Annotated in this window: 9 protein-coding genes; 4 read left to right on the top strand and 5 right to left on the bottom strand. The window is 73.4% G+C overall.

Features of this window, described 5'->3' with window-relative positions; genetic code table 11:
- Positions 1 to 73 precede the first annotated feature (73 nt).
- A complete protein-coding gene (locus WMF27_RS13965; RefSeq protein WP_437768381.1) occupies positions 74 to 5224 on the top strand; it encodes an AAA family ATPase in 5151 nt (1716 codons plus the stop codon).
- 20 nt (positions 5225 to 5244) lie between these two features.
- Here the strand turns inward: WMF27_RS13965 and WMF27_RS13970 are convergent, their stop codons facing one another.
- Positions 5245 to 5601, bottom strand: coding sequence for a hypothetical protein (locus tag WMF27_RS13970; RefSeq protein ID WP_437768380.1), 357 nt, complete (start codon positions 5599 to 5601; stop codon positions 5245 to 5247).
- A gap of 393 nt (positions 5602 to 5994) precedes the next feature.
- Between WMF27_RS13970 and WMF27_RS13975 the strand changes: the two genes are divergently transcribed.
- Positions 5995 to 8295: a PilZ domain-containing protein gene (locus WMF27_RS13975; protein ID WP_437768379.1), complete on the top strand. Its 2301-nt coding sequence runs from the start codon at positions 5995 to 5997 to the stop codon at positions 8293 to 8295.
- 1078 nt (positions 8296 to 9373) lie between these two features.
- Positions 9374 to 10345, top strand: coding sequence for a phospholipase D family protein (locus WMF27_RS13980; RefSeq protein WP_437944187.1), 972 nt, complete (start codon positions 9374 to 9376; stop codon positions 10343 to 10345).
- Positions 10346 to 10386: 41 nt separating this feature from the next.
- Here WMF27_RS13980 and WMF27_RS13985 read toward each other — a convergent pair whose 3' ends face one another.
- On the bottom strand, positions 10387 to 10698 hold the full coding sequence (locus WMF27_RS13985; RefSeq protein ID WP_437768376.1) for a hypothetical protein: 312 nt from the start codon (positions 10696 to 10698) through the stop codon (positions 10387 to 10389).
- A gap of 22 nt (positions 10699 to 10720) precedes the next feature.
- A complete protein-coding gene (locus tag WMF27_RS13990) occupies positions 10721 to 11458 on the bottom strand; it encodes a DUF6602 domain-containing protein (RefSeq protein ID WP_437769850.1) in 738 nt (245 codons plus the stop codon).
- Between WMF27_RS13990 and WMF27_RS13995 the strand changes: the two genes are divergently transcribed.
- Positions 11378 to 11542 (top strand): hypothetical protein, encoded by a 165-nt coding sequence (locus tag WMF27_RS13995; protein WP_437770011.1) that lies wholly within the window; start codon positions 11378 to 11380, stop codon positions 11540 to 11542. The two genes, WMF27_RS13990 and WMF27_RS13995, sit on opposite strands and share 81 nt — an antisense overlap.
- A 52-nt stretch (positions 11543 to 11594) precedes the next feature.
- Here WMF27_RS13995 and WMF27_RS14000 read toward each other — a convergent pair whose 3' ends face one another.
- Positions 11595 to 12881, bottom strand: a complete 1287-nt coding sequence (locus WMF27_RS14000; RefSeq protein ID WP_437768375.1) for a patatin-like phospholipase family protein — start codon at positions 12879 to 12881, stop codon at positions 11595 to 11597.
- A complete protein-coding gene (locus WMF27_RS14005) occupies positions 12878 to 17362 on the bottom strand; it encodes a serine/threonine-protein kinase (RefSeq protein WP_437768374.1) in 4485 nt (1494 codons plus the stop codon). Before WMF27_RS14005 ends, WMF27_RS14000 begins: the two co-directional genes overlap by 4 nt.
- Positions 17363 to 17744: the final 382 nt, after the last annotated feature.

The raw sequence follows: 17744 nt of genomic DNA on the forward strand, positions 1-17744 counted from the left end.
TCGGCCGCGGCGGCTCCCGACGCGGCGTCGAACGCTGTCACGACAGGTTCCGTATCGGTCGTAACCTGTACGCATGACGACACACGGGGCGGTTCATGTCATCGGATCGGCGAGCTTGCCGCAGGGCTACGCCGCGGAGGCCATCCTCCACGAGGGGACGATGATCACCGTGCGCCGCGCGCGCCGCGCGTCGGACGGGCAGCCCGTCGTGCTGAAGGGACCGAGCGCCGGGCGGGCGTCGCCGCGCGCGATCGCGAGGCTCCGCCACGAGCAGGTGATCACGCGCGAGATCGCGCACCCGGGCGTCCTCCGCGTCCTCGACGTCGAGGAGAGCGATGGGGGGCCCGTGCTCGTCCTGGAGGACTTCGGCGGCGCGTCGCTCGACATCGTCCTGCGGAGCGAGAGGCTCGGGCTGGGCACGACCCTGCGGATCGGCATCCACGTCGCGGACGCCCTCGCGTCGCTGCACCACGCGGGCATCATTCACAAGGACATCAAGCCGCACAACCTCCTCGTCCGCCTCGATCCGCTGGTGGTCAAGCTCTCCGACTTCGGGATCGCGACGCGCCTGTCGCAGGAGGCGCCGAGGGCCGAGAACCCGGACGCCGCGGAGGGGACCCTCCCGTACATGTCACCCGAGCAGACGGGCTGGATGAACCGCAGCCTCGACTGCCGGACGGACCTCTACTCGCTGGGCGTCACCCTCTACGAGCTGCTCACGGGCGCGCCTCCGTTCACCGCGCCGAGCGCCATGGAGCTCGTGCACTGCCACCTGGCCAGGACGCCGACGCCGCCGCACGTCGCGTCGGCCGAGATCCCGCGCGTCGTCTCCGATCTCGTCATGAAGCTCCTCTCCAAGGCCGCCGAGGATCGGTACCCGTGCGCCGAGGCGCTGCGCGCCGATCTCGAGGAGTGCCTCCGGAGGTACGAGGCCGACGGCCGCGTCGACCCTTTCCCGCTCGGCGAGCGCGACGCGGGCGGCCGGCTCTGGCTGCCCGAGAAGCTCTACGGGCGCGAGGCCGAGACGCAGGCCGTCGTGGCCGCGTGCGAGCGCGCGGCGGCCGGCGCCGTCGAGCTGTTCCTCATCTCCGGCCACGCCGGCGTCGGCAAGTCCGCCCTCGTCCGCGAGGTCTACAAGGTGCTCGCGCGGCGGCCCGGGTACTTCGTCTCGGGGAAGTTCGGCCAGCTCAAGCAGCGCACCCCCTACGCCGCCATCGCGCAGGCGTTCGGCGAGCTGTGCGAGCGCATCCTGTCGGAGGGCGAGGAGCCCGCGGCGCGCTGGAAGGCCCGGCTGAGCGCCGCGCTCGGCTCGATCGGGCAGGTCGTCATCGACGTGATCCCCGAGCTCGAGCGCATCATCGGCCCCCAGCCCCCCGCGCAGCCGCTCGGGCCGACCGAGTCGAAGAACCGCTTCAGCGTGGCGTTCCAGGCCTTCGTCCGCGCCGTCACGGAGGAGCACCTCCTCGTGCTCTTCATCGACGACCTCCAGTGGGCCGACCCCGCCTCGCTGAAGCTCCTCGAGCTCCTGATGACCGATCCCGACGCCCGCGGGACGCTCGTGATCGGCGCCTACCGCGACCAGGAGGTCGACGACGCCCACCCGCTGGCGAGGCTCATCCACGGCCTGCGCGCGGCGGGCGCGTCCGCCTCCGAGGTGTGGCTCGGGCCGCTCGAGATCGAGGACATCCGCCGGCTCCTCGCCGACGCCCTGCGCTGCCGCCTCGAGGACACGGACGCCTTCGCGGCGCTCATCCTGGAGAGGACCGCGGGCAACCCGTTCTTCATCCATCAGCTCCTGCACGCCCTCGCCGGGGAGGGGATCGTGCGCTTCGATCCGGCCGCGGGGGCGTGGGCGTGGAGCCTCGAGCGCGCCCGGAGCGCGGAGGGCGCGGAGGGCGTCGTCGAGCTGATGGCCGCGAAGATCCGGCGGCTCGCGCCCGGCGCGCAGCGCGCCCTCCGGCTCGCCGCCTGCGTGGGCCACCGCTTCGACCTCCGGACGCTCGCGCTCGTCGCCGAGCAGCCCCCGGGCGAGGTGGCCGCGGCCCTCTGGGGGGCCCTGCGGGAGGGCCTCGTCGTGCCCCTCGATCCCGAGTACCGCTTCGTCCACGCCGGCGACGCGGCGGTCGCGGGCAGGCTGCTCGAGGACCCCTCGTTCCGCGTGTCGTACCGGTTCCTGCACGATCGCGTCCAGCAGGCGGCGTACGCGCTCATCGACGAGCAGGAGCGGAAGCGGCTGCACCACCGCATCGGCCGGCTGCTCGCGGCGAGCCTCGGCGAGGACCCGAGCGACGAGGATCTGTTCGTCGTCGTCGGGCACCTGAACCTCGCCGCGGACCTGATCGAGGGCGCGGCGGAGCGCGGCGAGCTCGCGCGGCTCAACCTGGCCGCGGGGCGGCGCGCGCAGGCGGCGACCGCGTACGACGCCGCGTTCGGCTACCTGAGCGCCGCGGCGTCCGCGCTCGGCCCGGATCCATGGGCCGGCGGGGCGGGCCTCGCCTCCGGCGTCTTCGACATCTTCGACATCTTCGACATTTATGCCGCGAAGGCCGAGTGCGCGTACCTGAGCGGCCGCTGCGACGAGGCGGAGGCGCTCTTCGACGCCCTCCTCGAGCGCGCCGCCTCGGACGCGGAGCGCGCGCGCGTTTACTGCATGCGGATGGTCCTCTACAACGCGCAGCACCGCTGGTGGGACTCGCTCGCGGTGGCGCTCCAGGGCCTGCGCCTCTTCGGCATGGAGGTGCCCACCGAGGGCGAGGCGCTCGCCGCCGCGCTCCGCGCGGAGCTCGCCGAGGCCGAGCGCGGCTTCGCCGCCCGGCGGGGCGAGGACGTCTGCGCGGGCCCGGAGCTCGCCGATCCGCACGTCAGGGTCGTGGTGGAGATGCTCGGCTACGGCTCGCCCTCGGCGTACATCGTCAACCCGCCGCTGGCCCAGCTCCTCGCCGTCAGGATGGCGAACCTGTCGCTCCGGCACGGGATCTCGCCGATGGCCAGCGTGGCGTACGCGCTCCACGGCTTCTACCTGGCCGCGTTCTGGGGCCAGCCGCACGAGGGCTACAGGATCGTGCGGATGGGCGTCGCCCTGAACGACAGGTACCGGATCGACGCCATCAGGGCGAAGGTCGACTTCAATTACGGGGTCGTCATGAACCACTCGAGGCCGCAGCGCGAGGCGCTCGAGGTCCTCCAGCGGGCGCGGGTCGCCGGGATGGAGACCGGCGACTTCATGTTCGCGTCGGCGGCCTCCAACATCGTCGCCCAGATGAAGCTCAGCCTGGAAGGCGAGCTCCGGCGCGTGCGCGAGGACGTCGGCGGGTTCCTGCGCTTCACCTCCCGCACGAAGGACGCGCTGTCGACGGCGGTCCAGACCGTCGCGCTGCAGGTGATCCAGAACCTCGAGGGGCGCACGCTGGACCGCGGCACGCTGAGCGACGCCGGCTTCGACGAGGACGCCTTCGTGCCGAAGCTCGATGGGGTGGCCTTCGCGATCGTCGCTGGCTTCTACTACACGAACAAGCTCGCGCTCGCGTACCTCTACGGCGATCACGAGGGCGCGCTGCGGATGGCGCGCCGCGCGCACGAGCGGGCCCGCGCCCTGACGGGCCAGTACATCGGCATCGTCGATCTGCCGCTCTACACCTGCCTCACCCTCCTGGCGCTCGGCCCTCGGGCGAGCGGGGAGGAGGGCGGCGCGCTGGCCGAGATGCTCGCGTCGAGCCACGACAAGCTCGCCGTCCTCGCGCGGGACTGCCCCGAGCTCCGGCACCTGGAGCTGCTCGTCCGGGCGGAGCGCGCGCGCGTCGCCGGGGAGGCGCTGGAGCCGATCCTCGAGCTCTACCAGCAGGCGAGCGACGCGGCGGAGCAGGCGGGGTACGTGCGCTACCGCGCGCTCGTCAGCGAGCTCTGCGGCAGGTTCCTCGCGGCGAGGCGCATGCCGCGGCTCGCGCGCTCGTGCCTCGTCGAGGCCTACCAGGCCTACGCGCGCTGGGGCGCCACGGCCAAGGTGCGGCAGATGGAGGAGGCGTACGTCGAGCTGCTCCCCCGCGCGGCGGCGGGCCAGCCCGCGTCCGCGAGCGTCCTGTCGAGCCTGACCTCGGTCGCCTCGTCGACGATCGAGACGGGCGCGCGGCGCGTGGCGCTGCTCGACGCGGCGGCGCTCATCCGCGCCGCGCAGGCGGTGGCGCGCGAGATCGACCTCGGCCGCGTGATGACGCGGCTGCTCCGGCTCGCCATCGAGAGCGTCGGCGCCCAGCGGGGCGCGCTGATCCTGGACCACGAGGGCGGGCCGCGCGTGGAGGCCGTCGCCGAGGACGAGGGCGAGGTGCGCGTCGGCCCGTCCACGCCCGTGCGCGAGAGCGGCGCCGCCGCAGCCCGGGTGGTCGAGCTCGCGATGCGCACCGGGAGCGCCGTCGTCGTGGCCGACGCCGCGCAGGACGGGCGGTTCGACGGCGACCCCTACGTCGCGGCGCGCAAGCCGCGATCGGTGCTCGCGCTGCCCATGGTGAGCCAGGGGGAGATCTCGGGCGTCCTCTATCTGGAGAACAACGCCGCGCCCGAGGTGTTCTCGCCCGCCCGCCTCGACGTGCTCGAGCTCGTCGCCGCGCAGGCCGCCATCGCCGTGAAGAACGCGCTGCTCTACGCGCGCGTCCAGGCGGCGAGCGACGAGCTCCGCAGGGCCAACGACGCGCTCGAGGCGGCCGTCGCCACCCGCACCGCGGAGCTCTCCGCGGCGAAGGTGCAGCTGGAGGCGGAGCTCGTCGAGCGGGAGAGCGCCGAGCGGGCGCGCGCCGCCCTCCAGGAGGACCTCATCCGGGTGCAGCGCGAGCGGCTCGCCGAGCTGTCGACGCCGCTCATCCCGATCACCGACCAGATCATGGTCATGCCGCTCATCGGGACCCTGGACGCGGAGCGGGCGGACGAGGCGCTCGAGACGGCGCTGCGCGGCGTGGCGGACACGTCGGCGCAGGTCGTCATCCTGGACATCACGGGCGTGAAGGGCGTGGACAGCAGCGTCGCCGCGACGCTCGTCCGGGCCGCGACCGCGCTGCGGCTGCTCGGCGCCGAGGCGGTGATCACCGGGATCCGAGGCCACGTGTCGCAGACGCTGGTCAGCCTCGGGATCGACCTCCGCGAGACCGTCGTCCAGGGGACGCTCCAGCGCGGGATCGCGTACGCGCTCCGGAAGACCGGCCAGGCGCGGCAGCTCGCCGCCATGGCCCCTCGCTGACGGCCCGCGATCGCAGGCGCTCAGTTGGCGAGCTTGTTCGCCTCTCGCGGGCCGAAGATCGCCTCCCAGTTCGAGCGGTAGGCGTCGGTCGCGACCTGCGCGGGGCCTGACCGGGGCGACTCGCGCGCCGCCGGGAGGAGCACCTCCACGTCGAAGAGCCGCGCGTGCTCGGACCGCTGCGTCAGCTTCACGAGCTCCCCGTTCAGCGGGCGCCCGTGCTCGGTGGGCCGCAGCTCGCCGATCTCGAGCCGGTCCTCCCGGCTCCGGATCACCCGGAAGCCTTCCCCCTGCTCGACGGGGCTATGGATGAAGACGACATCCTGATTCGCGGCGGGCGCGGGCGTGTCCTGGTTCTGCGGGGGCTCGTCCTTGCCCATCGCGAGAGTTTCCCACGTTTGCCCCCCCGAACGCCAGGCGAAGCGAGCGCTGGATCACCGTCTGTCACCGCCTGTCACCGCCTGTCATTGCCTGCCACCGCCTGCCGCCCATCGCACACCGCCTCCGCCCGCGTTGCTCCGTCGCTCCCCGCGTCGCGTCTCTTCCCAGCGTCGCAACGCTGCGCATCACGGCGGCGCGTGTTCACCTGGCACGTGGCGCATGGCCGGAGCCTCCAAAACTTGGCCAGCGCGGGGCTTACGCCGTACTGCCGGCCAATGGGCGCTCTGCACCGCGGAGGGCCCGCGATTGCGGACGCGGCTTCGCGGCGGAGGTATGGGCGTATGAACGGTCGAGGCGCAGAGGGAGAGGGCGTTCGCAAGGCGCCGGAATCCTTGGACAGGGAGCGCGAGGGCGGCGGCGAGCGGCGCGCTGGCGCCGGGCAGCGGGTCCGCGTCGAGGCGCTCGTCGCGGTCGGCGAGACGGCGGGCGGCGGCTTCGAGGCCGAGTCGATCGACATGTCTCCCGAGGGGATGCGCCTGCGCACGGCGTACCTGCCGCGGGTCGGCGACGCCCTGATCTGCAGGTTCGACGGGCTCGGCAAGGAGCTGGTCGTCGAGGGCGAGGTCTGCTGGCGCGCCGAGCAGGCGCGCGGCGGCGAGTTCGGCCTGCGCTTCACCGGCCTCGACGCCGGGTCGGAGGAGGCGGTGCGCGCGATGTGCTCGTCGATCGACCCGGGCGGCGCAGGCGCCGCGGGCCCCGCGCCGGCGCTCACCGTCCAGGCCGCCGCCGCGTCGCTCGGGGCCGCGCAGCGGGGCGCCCGCGTGCGGCTCCACATCGAGGGCCTGGGCTCGCCCATGAAGGCGCGCGTGCGCGGCGGCGGGCTCGACGACCTGGAGGTCGGCTCCAACCTGGAGTTCCTCAAGGTGGGTCGCTCCCTCGAGCTGGAGGAGGTCGATCAGGGCACGCGCCGCGAGGCGTACATCGATCACGTGAAGGTCGAGGTCGACCCGGTGACGAGCGTGCCGCAGCTCGTGGTCACGCTGGCCTACGAGGCGCCCCGCGCGGCCAGGGCGCCGCGGCCGCGGCCCTCGTCGCCCGAGGCGCTCCCCCCGGCCCCGGCGCGATCTTCCCACGACGCCGGCGCGCCGGCGCGGGCGTCGTCGCCGCCGCCGGGCGAGCGCGCGGCTGGGCGACCGTCGTCGGCGCCGACCGTCCCGGCGCGCGATCACCAGGGCGAGCGCGCGGCCGCGCGGCCTTCCACGGCGCCGACGGTTCCGGCGCGCGATCATCAAGGCGAGCGCGCGATGGCGCGGCCGTCCTCGGCGCCGACGGCCGAGCCTCGGGGCGAGCGCGCCTTCTCGGGCGCGAGCGGCGGCGCGAGCGGCGGCGCGGCGGCCCACGCGGACGACGATCACGACAGCGACGTGTCGCCGGCGCTCTCGGCCCGGGAGGCGCGCGCGGGCGCCGAGGCGGCCCCGCCCTCCACGGACGACGCAGCGCCGTCTTCCGCGGGGAGCGCGGCCGAGGAGGCGGGCGCCGAGGAGGCTGCCGACGCGCAGCCGGGCCGGCTGCGCGACGTCGGCGAGAAGGCCGCGATGGCGGGCAAGGCGGTGGCGGGCAAGATCGCGCCCGCGCTCGCCGGCGCCGGGGCGCGCGCGGCCACGGCGATGGCGGGCCTCGTGGCGAGGATCAAGGCGCGGCGCGCCGCGCGCGCCGGCGACGGCGACGGTGACGGGTCCGGCAAGGACGGCGGCCCGCGCCGCAAGACGGCGCCGCCGCCGGCCGGCGCGCTGAAGTCCGGCGGGCGCCGGCTGGTGCGCGAGGAGCCCGAGGAGGCGGCGGGTGAGGGCGGGGAGCCGCCGCGCTTCAACAAGAAGGCGGCCGCGGCCGGCAGCTTCCTCGGGCTGGCGGCGGTGCTCGTGGTGTTCGGGGCGGCGCGCCTCTTGGGCCTGCGGGGCGGCGACGCGCCCTCGACCGGGGCCGAGTCGGCCGCGGGCGCGCCGGCTCTGCCGGCGTCGGCGTCCTCCGGCGCGCCGGCCCTCGCGGCGGCCGCGGGGCCGGCTGGCGCGCCGGGCGGCGCGCTCACGGCCAACGTCCCGCTGTTCGGCGCGACGCCGCTGTCGACGACGGAGCCTGTGCCGCCGACGCCGCCGGCGGATCCGGGCGCGCTGGCCGGCGGCGCGCTCGCGCCGGGCGCGGCGGTCCCGGGCGGCCCGGGCGACGACGACGAGGTGGAAGTGGCGGACGACGGCGACCAGGCGGGGTCGCGGGAGTGGGGGCAGGGGTCGGTGCGGAACCCCATCGTCCTGAAGCTGAAGATGGACGGCCCGATCGAGCAGCTGAACGGCGCGGCCGGCGCGATGGGCTTCACGGTCTCGCTGCCCGATCGGCGGGCGCTGTCGTCGGGCAACGGCCTTGCCCGCAAGGACAAGCGCATCGCGTCGGTGCGCGTGGTCAACACCGCGCACGGCGCGGAGGTCACCCTGCAGTTCAAGGACGGCGTGCCCGCCTACAAGGCGAAGGCGCGCGGCGATCGCCTGGAGATCGCGCTCGGCCGCGGCGAGTCGAAGAAGGTGGCGTCGAAGTCGAAGCCCGAGAAGCCCGAGAAGAACGAGAAGCACGGGAAGAAGAAGGGCAACGACGCCAAGAAGAAGAGCGAGAAGGCGAGCGGCAAGAAGGACAAGGAGCGCTGAGGGGCGCTCGGCGAGTATGGCTGACGGCTCGCAACGAACCGAGTCCGCTGCTGGTACCGAATCGCTCGACGATCGCTGATCCGCACGGCGCGCCGCCCGCCTGGGGTCGAATCCAGGCTCGGCGCTTTCCTCTCCTCCTCAGAGGAAGAAGTGGGCCGTCAGGTTGACGGACCCGCTGCTGGCGTTGCTGCTCTCGCCCATGTACTCGTAGCTCAGGATCGTCCAGCGCCCGGTCATCTCGAACCCGAAGCCCTTCGGACGACCCCCACAGAACGCCCAGCTCCAGCATGCCGCCCAGGGCGTCGTCGAACCGAGCCTCGGCGCCGCCGAGGACGCCGTCTCCATGGAGGTGCGGGTTGAGCTCCAGGATCCCGCCCGCGGCCACGACGCCGTGCCACGAGCTGTCGATTGCCACCAGGCTTCGGACGGAGGCCATCCCCCGCGCCGTAGGGCCGGGGCGAACTCGTTCGGAGCGCGATCCGCCTCGGGTGCTGAGGAGGGAACCTTGGCGCGCGCCACGGAAGCCCAACCTAGTATTCCCGCCCCCAGGGCCGTGATCACGATCCTCGCGTTGATGGTCATGGTCCTCGCTCCAATCCGGGCCGTCAGCCGGGGACGGCGATGAGGATCTTGTCGCGCACGCCGACGAGTACGCGTTTGCCAGTGCGGCTCTTCCCGACGTCGTTCCCTCCACAAGCATGTCGCTCGCGAGGACGAACTCCTCGACGGTCTCGTCGAGGTCGTTTTCTCCGAGAGGCTTCGCCTTCGATCGAGCACTACTCGGCGGTGTAGACGAAGGCGACACGGTGGCCGAAAATTGGATACGTGCCCCAACTGCTCCGCTCGCCGAACTTCGACCGCCTCGACGCTCGCGACGCGCCTGCTCGTCCACCGGAATCCGAACGACGAGCCCGCCGAGGTGATGCCGGTGAAGCTGAAGGCGGAGGTGGGAAGCGCGAACAGCGAGGAGCGCAGGACGGGCGCTCGGCAACGTGGTCGGAGCGGCGGACGGCGGTCGCTCGCCGCGCGGCGAACAAACGCGCGTACGACGCTTCGCGGGCACTGAGGGAGTGCTGGGATGGGAACCGAGTTCATCGCGAGCGGTGTGTGGTCGCGCATCACCAAGCTCGCGCGGCGCGTGCCGGGAGATATCGCCGTCGCCTACTGCGCCCGGGGGGCGCGGAAGCTGCTGCCGCTCAAGCGCGGAAGCCGTCTCGTGGTCGACGCCAGCGAGCGCGCCGTCAAGTCGGGCCAGACTGACCCGGCCGAGCTCCTCTACTTCATCAACCGTGGCGTGGCCGTCCACAGCGTCGAGAACCTCCACGCCAAGGTCTTCGTGTTCGCGGACACGGTTGTCCTCGGCTCGATGAACGTGTCCCGCCAGTCGGCTTCCGTGCTCCAGGAGGCAGCTGTGCTGATCACGGACCGCGCCGTCGTCGCCGAAGCTCGTCGCTTCGTTGAGAGCCATCTCGGCGAGGAGGTGACGGCCGAACACGCTAGGCAGCTGCGGAAGCTCTACAAGCCCCCGCAGATCGGGCATGCTCCGCCGTCTGCCCCCCGCCGGCGTTCAAGCAAGGGTGGCGTGCCAGAGCATCCGCCGCTCTGGGTCGTCCCCTTGACGACGAACGACTGGGACGAGGACGATGAGCGTGAGGCGAAGCGCGCACGGCCGGCGGCCGCGCGGCGCGTCCGTCGTGGTGCCGAAGAGCTTCAGGAGTTCGCGTGGGTTGGGGCCTCTCTCTGCGAGCACCTCGAGAAGGGCCACCTCGTGCTCCAGGTGGTGAAGGACGGTCGCCAGTGGCACGCGTACCAGGCAGCTCACGTCATCGAGATCCGGCGCTTCCAGGGGCCCAGAGGCGCGCGGCGAATGGTGGTGTTCCTCGCTGCTCGCCTCCACGCCCACCGCAAGGGCCTGCGTGCCGTGCGGGCCGCGCTCGGGGGGCACCAGCGCCTGCTACCCAAGGGCTGGCTCCCACGCCTCGTGCGGGTGCCCGCGGCTGCGCACGCGCTCCTCAATCTCTGGGGATCCGGCGGGGAGCGGCGGAAGTGAGCACAGCTGCTTGACACCGGGCAGCTGCGTCCGAGTCAAGACTATATCGACCCGCTGCGGCTCAGGATGACGTGGGGCAGTTTCTGCGCCTCAACGTCCGCGAGGAGCGCGCTGCCCAGCTTGATGTTCCCGCGATCGTCGGCGAGATGGGTCTCTCGGTAGATCCAGGTCGCGGGTCCGTCCTCCGACGGGAACTCGATCGCGTACTGCACTCGGATGGCCGGGTGCATGAGCACGGTGCTGCCTTCGGTCACCGGGACGACCGTGGGCGACCGTACGATCCGTACCTCGACGCTCATCTCGCGCGCCTTTTCGAGGAATGCCTTCCGATCGTAGATCTGGGTCACGAACATGGGCTCGCCCGGCTCTTTCTCGCTACGCCACCTGTAGGATCGCACATTTCTTGGCCTCCGCGAGCGGCGCCCTCAGGAACGACGAAACAAGGCGGAACGCCTTGGTTACGCGGCCGGCGACCGCCGGGTCCGCGGGGACCGTCTCGAGCACACGCGGCGCGGTCAACATCATCATCTGGTCGAGAAACGCGACGGCGGTGGGGGCGCCGGCCTCGCACTCGTAGAAGCGGTATGCCGGCTTGCCGCCATCGTCGATCTTCATGGCGATGGCACCCTCGTCCGAGAAGAGGAGGTCCGGAAGGAAGGGCGGGGCGAGCGCGGCCTGCGCCTCGCGTGCGGTTCGCTTCGCCTCGGCGTCGGACGCAGCGGTTACGGCGTTTCCGCGCTTGGCGCGCGCCTCGATGACGTCTTCGAGCCAGCCGCGGAACGTGGCCGATTTCGTCGGCGCTCCGAAGGAGAAGAGGGCGGTCACGAACGGGTTGTCGGCTCCGGCGTCGAGCTGGAGCCGTCCAAGCTGATCGACGGCATCGATGAACTTCGCCCCGCGCGCGAGGCCGCTCTTCACTTCCACCACTGCGCGCACCGCCTGCGGGATCGCGACGACCGTCGTCCCGACACGGAGAAGCATCGGATAGTCGATCGTGTCCACGAGCATGATGTCCGCCTGCGCGGTCGCCAATTGGGGCTGTCCCTGATCGTCCACGCGCGCGATCGCGCCGGTGAGGACCTCCAGGCGGCGCGGAACGACCTCGCGGAGCAGCTCGGCAAGCGCGTGCTCCCTGCCGGAACCGACGACCGTGGGGTGGTTCGTGAGCGCGGCGAAGAGATCCGCCTGGGCACGTAGGCGGTTCCGGAGGAGTTCTGCGAGGTTCATTGATTCGACCACCTCTCGCCCCCTACACCGACCTCCCCGGCCCCACCGGCGGCGGGATCGACCACTCCGCGCTGTCCGACAGCCTGGGCTCCGCCTCCTCCGCCGCGCTCCCGAAGAAGTCCGCGACGTCGTGCCGCCTCGCCTCCGCGTCCGCGCGCCCCAGCTCGATCAGCTTCCGCGTGAACGAGCCGTCGAACAGGAGATAGCTCGCGAGATCCGCGTCGTTCGCCGCGCCGACGTCCACCAGCGAGAGCAGCCGCCGCATCATCGCCGGCCCGCCCTGCAGCTTGCCCGCCCGCACGTGCTCCGCCGCCAGGCGCCCGAGATCCGTGCTCGGCCGCACCACCAGCGTCTCCACCCGCCGGTACGGCAGCGCCCCGCGCTGCGCCGCGGCCCCGTTGATCGATTGCAGGAAATCCGGACCGAACGCCTGCTCCCCGTCCTCGATCATGTGGTTCACCCGCGTCAGCACCTCGAAATCCGTCTGGATGTGGTCGAGCAGGAACGCGTTCAGCACCTTGCCGAGCACGAGCGCCATTCCCGGCGGCTTGCCGCTGTCCCCCGCGTCGATGCTCCGCACCTCGCGCGACAGCCCGATCGCCAGGACGTGCGTCGCGCCCAGCCGGAGCGCCGGCGCGATCGGCGTGTTCTGCCGCACGCCCCCGTCCATGTACAGATCGCGGCCGATCCGCACCGGCGGGAACAGGATCGGGATCGCCGCCGACGCGAGCGCGTGCTGCGGGCCGATCAGCGCCCCCCGGATGAGCGTCCGCGGCGGCGCCGTCGTCGGCAGCGCCCCGTCCGGGCCCGTCTGCATGAAGATCACCGTCCGGCCCGTCCCGATCTCCGTCGCCGACACGCTCACCGCCGAGAGGTAGCCGTGGCGCAGCGTGCGCGCGATCGCGCGCCACGGGATCTCCCGCTCGACGAGCCGCTGCATCGGCGAGACGTCGAACAGGCCCACCCCCTCCGACCCGCCCCCGAACAGGAGCTTCGGCATCGAGATCGCCTGCCGGACCCCGAAGCCGAGCACCGTCTCCAGCTTCAGCTGCGTCCACAGGTTGACGAGGCGCCGCACCCCCAGCGTCGGATCGTCGAGGTGCGCCGCCAGGTAACACGCGTTCACCGCGCCCACCGACGTCCCGCACAGGATGTCGATGCGCGGCGGCGCCCCGCGCAGGCGTGCGAACGCGTCGAGCACGTACGACAGGACCCCGACCTCGTACGCCCCCCGAGCGCCGCCGCCCGAGAGGATCACCGCCACCTTGCGCCGCTGCTTCGCCCCGGTCCTCGCGCCCGTTCCCGTCATGCCATCTCCCCGCGGCGGAGCGGGTCGTGCCCCGCCGCCGGACCGTCCGCCTCCGCGGCGAAGACCCGCCGCACCACGGTGCGCTCCAGGAACAGCGCCCTGAGCCGCGCGTCGCGGATGTAGCCCGCCACCCGCCGCACGTGCGCCGCCGCGCGGTGGTACGCGTCCGTCGAGCTCGCCGGCGCGCCCTTCTGCAGCGCCTCGCAGCAGAGGTCGCGCACCTCGATGCCGTACTCCGAGCTGCCCGCCTCGACCGCGCCGAGCGCCGTCCGCGCGAGCAGCACCCCGGAGTGGACCTCGCCCGCGTCCACCCGCGACGCCGCCTCGATCGCCGTCGCGTGGGCGTGGTAGCTCATGAGCCCCTGCGACTCGGCGAGCTGCCGCGCCTCGGAGGCGTTCGCGATCGCGCCCTGGATATCGCCTCGCGCCCTCGCCAGCAGGCCGCGGACGTTGCGCTCGTGGATCATGTCGTAGACGCTGCCGGTCACCGCGATGAGCGCGCCCGCATCGGCGCACAGCGTGTGCGCGGCGTCGACGTCGCCCGCCTCGAGGAGGATCCCCGCCGAGCAGAGGAGCGTGTCGGCCCGCGCATCCTGATCGTCATAGCGCTCGTGGGCCTCGCGCGCCCGCTTCATGTACGCCAGGCTCCGCGGTACGTCCCCGAGCTTCGCGTAGGCGTGGCCGATGTTGCTCAACGTTTTGGCGATCTGGAACCGGCCGCCGATCGCGAGATCGATGGAGATCGACGAGAGCCCGACCGCGATCGCGTCCTCGAAGCGCTCGAGCACGAACATCGCCACCGCGAGCGAGTTCTTCGCGCGCGCCTCGCTGCGGCGCGCCCCCACCGCGCGGAACACCGCGATCGCCTCGGCGTGGGCCTCCACCGCCTCCTGCACGCGGCCGACCCGGCGCAGGAGCACCCCCTTCGTGCGCAGCACCTCCGCGCGCGCCCGCGGCGTCAGCCCGCCCGCCTGCGTCACCCGGAGCGCGCGATCCGCGGCGCTGATCGCGCCCTGGACGTCGCCGAGCTCGCGCAGCACCTCCGACAGGATCGTGAGCGCCTCGACCTCGAGCGCGGGGCGGCGCGCGATGCGCGCGATCTCGGCCGCGCGCTGCGCCACCGGCAGGCTGCGGGCGAGGTAGCCGTCGTCGAGGTCGAACCGCGCGGTGCGCACGAGGGCGAGCGCCGCCCAGCGCGCCTGGCCGCTCTCCTTCGCGAGCTGGCGCAGCGCCGCGAGGTGCCGCCGCCGGTCGCGGCGGCGGCCGAGGTGGCGGAAGATCGCCTCCAGCGCCTCGTGCGCGATCATCCGCCGCGTGTCGCCGGCCGGCAGGAGCGACAGCGCGCGCTCGTAGTACCGCCGCGACAGCTGCGCCTGGTGCCCCGCGCGCGCGGCCCGCGCGGCGTCGAGGTAGAGCTCCGCCGCCGGCCCGGGCGCCTCGCCCCGCGCGAGGTGCTGCGCCACGATCGCCGCCGAGAGCCCCTGCGAGAGCGGCGTCGTCGAGAGGTGCTCGCCGAGCCGCCGGTGCATGCGCACGCGGCTCGCGCCGTCGAGCGCGAGGTAGGCCACGTCGCGCACGAGCGGGTGCCGGAAGTCCACCGCCCCGGCGCGGCGATCGCACAGGCCGCGCGCGCAGAGGCGCGTCACCGCCTCGTCGTCGGCGAGCCGCGTCAGGTTCAGGATGTCGTCCTTGAGCAGCGGCCCCCCCGCGACCGCCAGCCAGTTCACGACGTCGTGCTCCGCCGGCGGCAGCTCGCGCAGGCGGTCGCCGATGAGCTGCTCCAGCGTCGAGGGCAGGGGCTCGCCGCGATCCCCCGTCCGGTCGTGGCGCACGAGCTCGTGCCGCCCGCCCGGATGCTCGACGATCTCCAGCGTGCCCCGCTCGAGGAGCGCGTCGATCATCTCGAGCAGGAAGAACGGGTTGCCGGCGACGCGCGGCACGAGCTCGCCGCAGACGGCCGCCACCCCGTCGCGCACGCCGAGGCGGGCCTCGACGAGGCGCATCTGCTCCTCGGCGCTGAGCCCACGGAGCTCGATCCGCACGAGCCCCTCGATGAACGGGGTCACACGCTCCTCGGGGCGCGTGAGGAGCAGCACGAGCACCGGGAGCCGCTCCGCGCGCTGCTTCAGGAGCTCCGAGAGGAGCTCCAGGCTCGGCCGGTCGGCCCACTGGAGGCCGTCGATGACGACGACGAGCGGCTGGTGGCGCGCCAGCGAGCCGAGCAGGTACTTCACGCCCCGCACCACCACGTCGCGGCCGTAGGCGGCCGCTTCCTCCTCGGGGTGCTCGAGCTGCTTGCCCGTGACGAGCTCGGCGAGCCGCGTGACGATGCGCGCGCCGAGCGGCGAGCGCGCGATGGGCCCGAGCAGGGCGCGGATCACGTGGGAGGCGTCGTCGATCGCGTGGTCGAGCCCCATCCCGGTGACGTCGCGGAGCACGTCGCAGACCGTGGCGAGCGGCAGCTCGCTCTTCACGGGCGAGCACTCGACGTGGAGCACGCGCGCGTCGCCGGGGAGCTCCGAGAGGAACGTGGCGATGAGCGCGCTCTTGCCGATGCCCATCTCGCCGGCGATGACGCGCGCCACGGACTGGCCGCGGAGCGCGCCGACCGGCGGGCTCGAGGGCCTGCTCGAGATGCTCGGGGGCCTGCTCTGCCGGCTCCCCGGCGGCTCGCTCCCGCCGAAGCGCGCGGGCGGCTCGACGCTGCCCTTCACGGGCGGCGAGATCGCCCGGTGGTAGGCCGCGTGCAGATCGGCCCGCTCCGCGTCGCGCCCCACGAGGTCGTTCGGCGAGAGCGCGATCTCCGCCATGCGCTCCTCGCGGGTGAGCGGGCGCTGCAGCGCGTAGAGCCGCATCTGGTGCGGGACCGGGTAGCCGCGGGCGTCGTCGAGGTCGAGCGAGGGCGCGTCGCCCCAGCGGAAGTCCCGCCGGACGAGGCGGTAGACGCCGCCCGCGACCCAGGTCTTGCCGAACGGGGTGCGGCTGCCGATGCGCTCGGCGAGGAAGTTCGCGGGCTCCTTGAGGGCGTGGTTGATGAGGTGCCCCTGCTCGTCGCGCTCGCCGTACGCGATGCCGCGGACGATGCCGATCGCGGCGCGGAGCTCGACGGGCAGGTCCTCCGACGCGCCCGCGAGCGCCTCGTGCACGTCGACCGCCAGCGAGGCGGCGTCGGCGGCGGCGCGCGAGGGGTTCGCGAGCAGCCCGACCACCGCGCGCGCGCTCGCGTGCGACTCCCACGACCAGATCGCCCCGTGCTTGAAGGCGATCGCGTCGAGGGTCGTGCGGATCGAGCGCCCGCTGCGCTTGCCGGCGAGCCGGCCCTGCGCCCCGAGCAGCGCGTCGACGCCCTCGATGCGCAGCGTGACCACGGCGACGTGGCGCACCTCGCGCACGGCGCGCGGCGCGCCCGTGCCCTCGGCGTCGCCGCCGGTGCGCGCGGCCGGCACCGCCGCGAGCGTCTGCGGCTGCGCCACGGAGCCGCCGTCCGCGGGCTGCTCCTCCGCGCCCTCCGCGCCCTCCGCGCGCCGCGCGGCGCCCTCGCGCGCCTCCTCCGCGCGGTCGCGGCCGAGCAGGTGGGCCACGGTCTGCTCGACCGAGGCGTTGTCGACGAGCTCCTGCCTCGCGAGCAGCGCGCGCGCGACCGCCCCGGCCAGGTCGCGCGCGGTCTGGAAGCGGGCCTCGGGCTCGCGCTCCATGGCGCGCATCACGATCGCCTCGAGCTCCGCGGGGATGTCGCGCGCGTGCGACGACGGGGGGTCGAACCGGCCCTCCTTCACGGCCTGGAGCAGCGCCTCGTCGTCGAGCTTGCCGTACGGCGAGCGCATGGCGAGCAGCTCGTAGAGCACGACGCCGAGGGCGTAGATGTCGCTGCGCCGGTCGACGCGCTCGCCGCGCGCCTGCTCGGGCGACATGTACCCGAACTTGCCCTTCAGCACGCCGGGCTCCTCGCGGAAGAGGTTGGCGCTGGCGATGCCGAAGTCGGCGATCTTCACGACGCCCTCGAGCGAGAGCAGGATGTTCTGCGGCGAGACGTCGCGGTGGACGATGGCGAGCGGCATGCCGCCCTCGTCCTTGCGCTCGTGGGCGTAGTGCAGCCCCTTCGCCGCCTCGGAGACGATGAACGCCGACACGAGCGGCGGGATCCGCGACTCCTTCTGCTGGGCGGCCCGCATCAGCTTGCCGAGGTCGAAGCCCTCGACGTACTCCATCGAGAGGAGCAGCCCGTCCTCGCCGTGGTCGGAGAACTCGTAGACCTGGACGATGTTCGGGTGGTTCAGGCGCGTGGCGAGGTGGGCCTCCTCCACGAACATCGCGCGGAAGCGCCGCGACGCCCCGTGCGCGGGGAGGATGCGCTTGACGACGAGGAGCTTGTACGTCCCCTCGGCGCCCCGCTTCTTGGCGAGGAAGACCTCCGCCATGCCGCCAGCGCCGAGGCGGCGCTGGATCTCTAGGTCGGCGAGCTGGGACGGGTGCTTGGCCATGCAGCGAAGCGGCGCGCGGGCGCCCTGGCTGGGAGGCGCCGGGCGCGGTGAATCGGGTGACCGGTGATGAACGAGGTCCGCGCTCGGTTCCCCCGATCCATGGGAGGACTACGGGTTGACCCGCATGGTAGCGTCCCGCCCGCGTCTCCGGGGAGACAACCAGGGTGGAAAGGCGAATCTTTCTGGGTGGCTCGGGGATCCCCGCCGTGGGCGAGCCCGCCCGCGCGCCGCACATCCGCGATGGCGGCGCCGCCAGACCCCGGCCCTGACGTCTCGCTTGCAAGGCGCCCTCCCACGGCGCCCGACACCAGGCCTGTGCTGCGCCAGCAGCAACAAAGCTGTTGCCGAAGCACAGTTCGTCTGTTAAAACGGATGTCGCGTC

It is taken from the genome of Sorangium sp. So ce281 (assembly GCF_051527395.1).
GTDB classification, from domain to species: domain Bacteria; phylum Myxococcota_A; class Polyangia; order Polyangiales; family Polyangiaceae; genus Sorangium; species Sorangium cellulosum_B.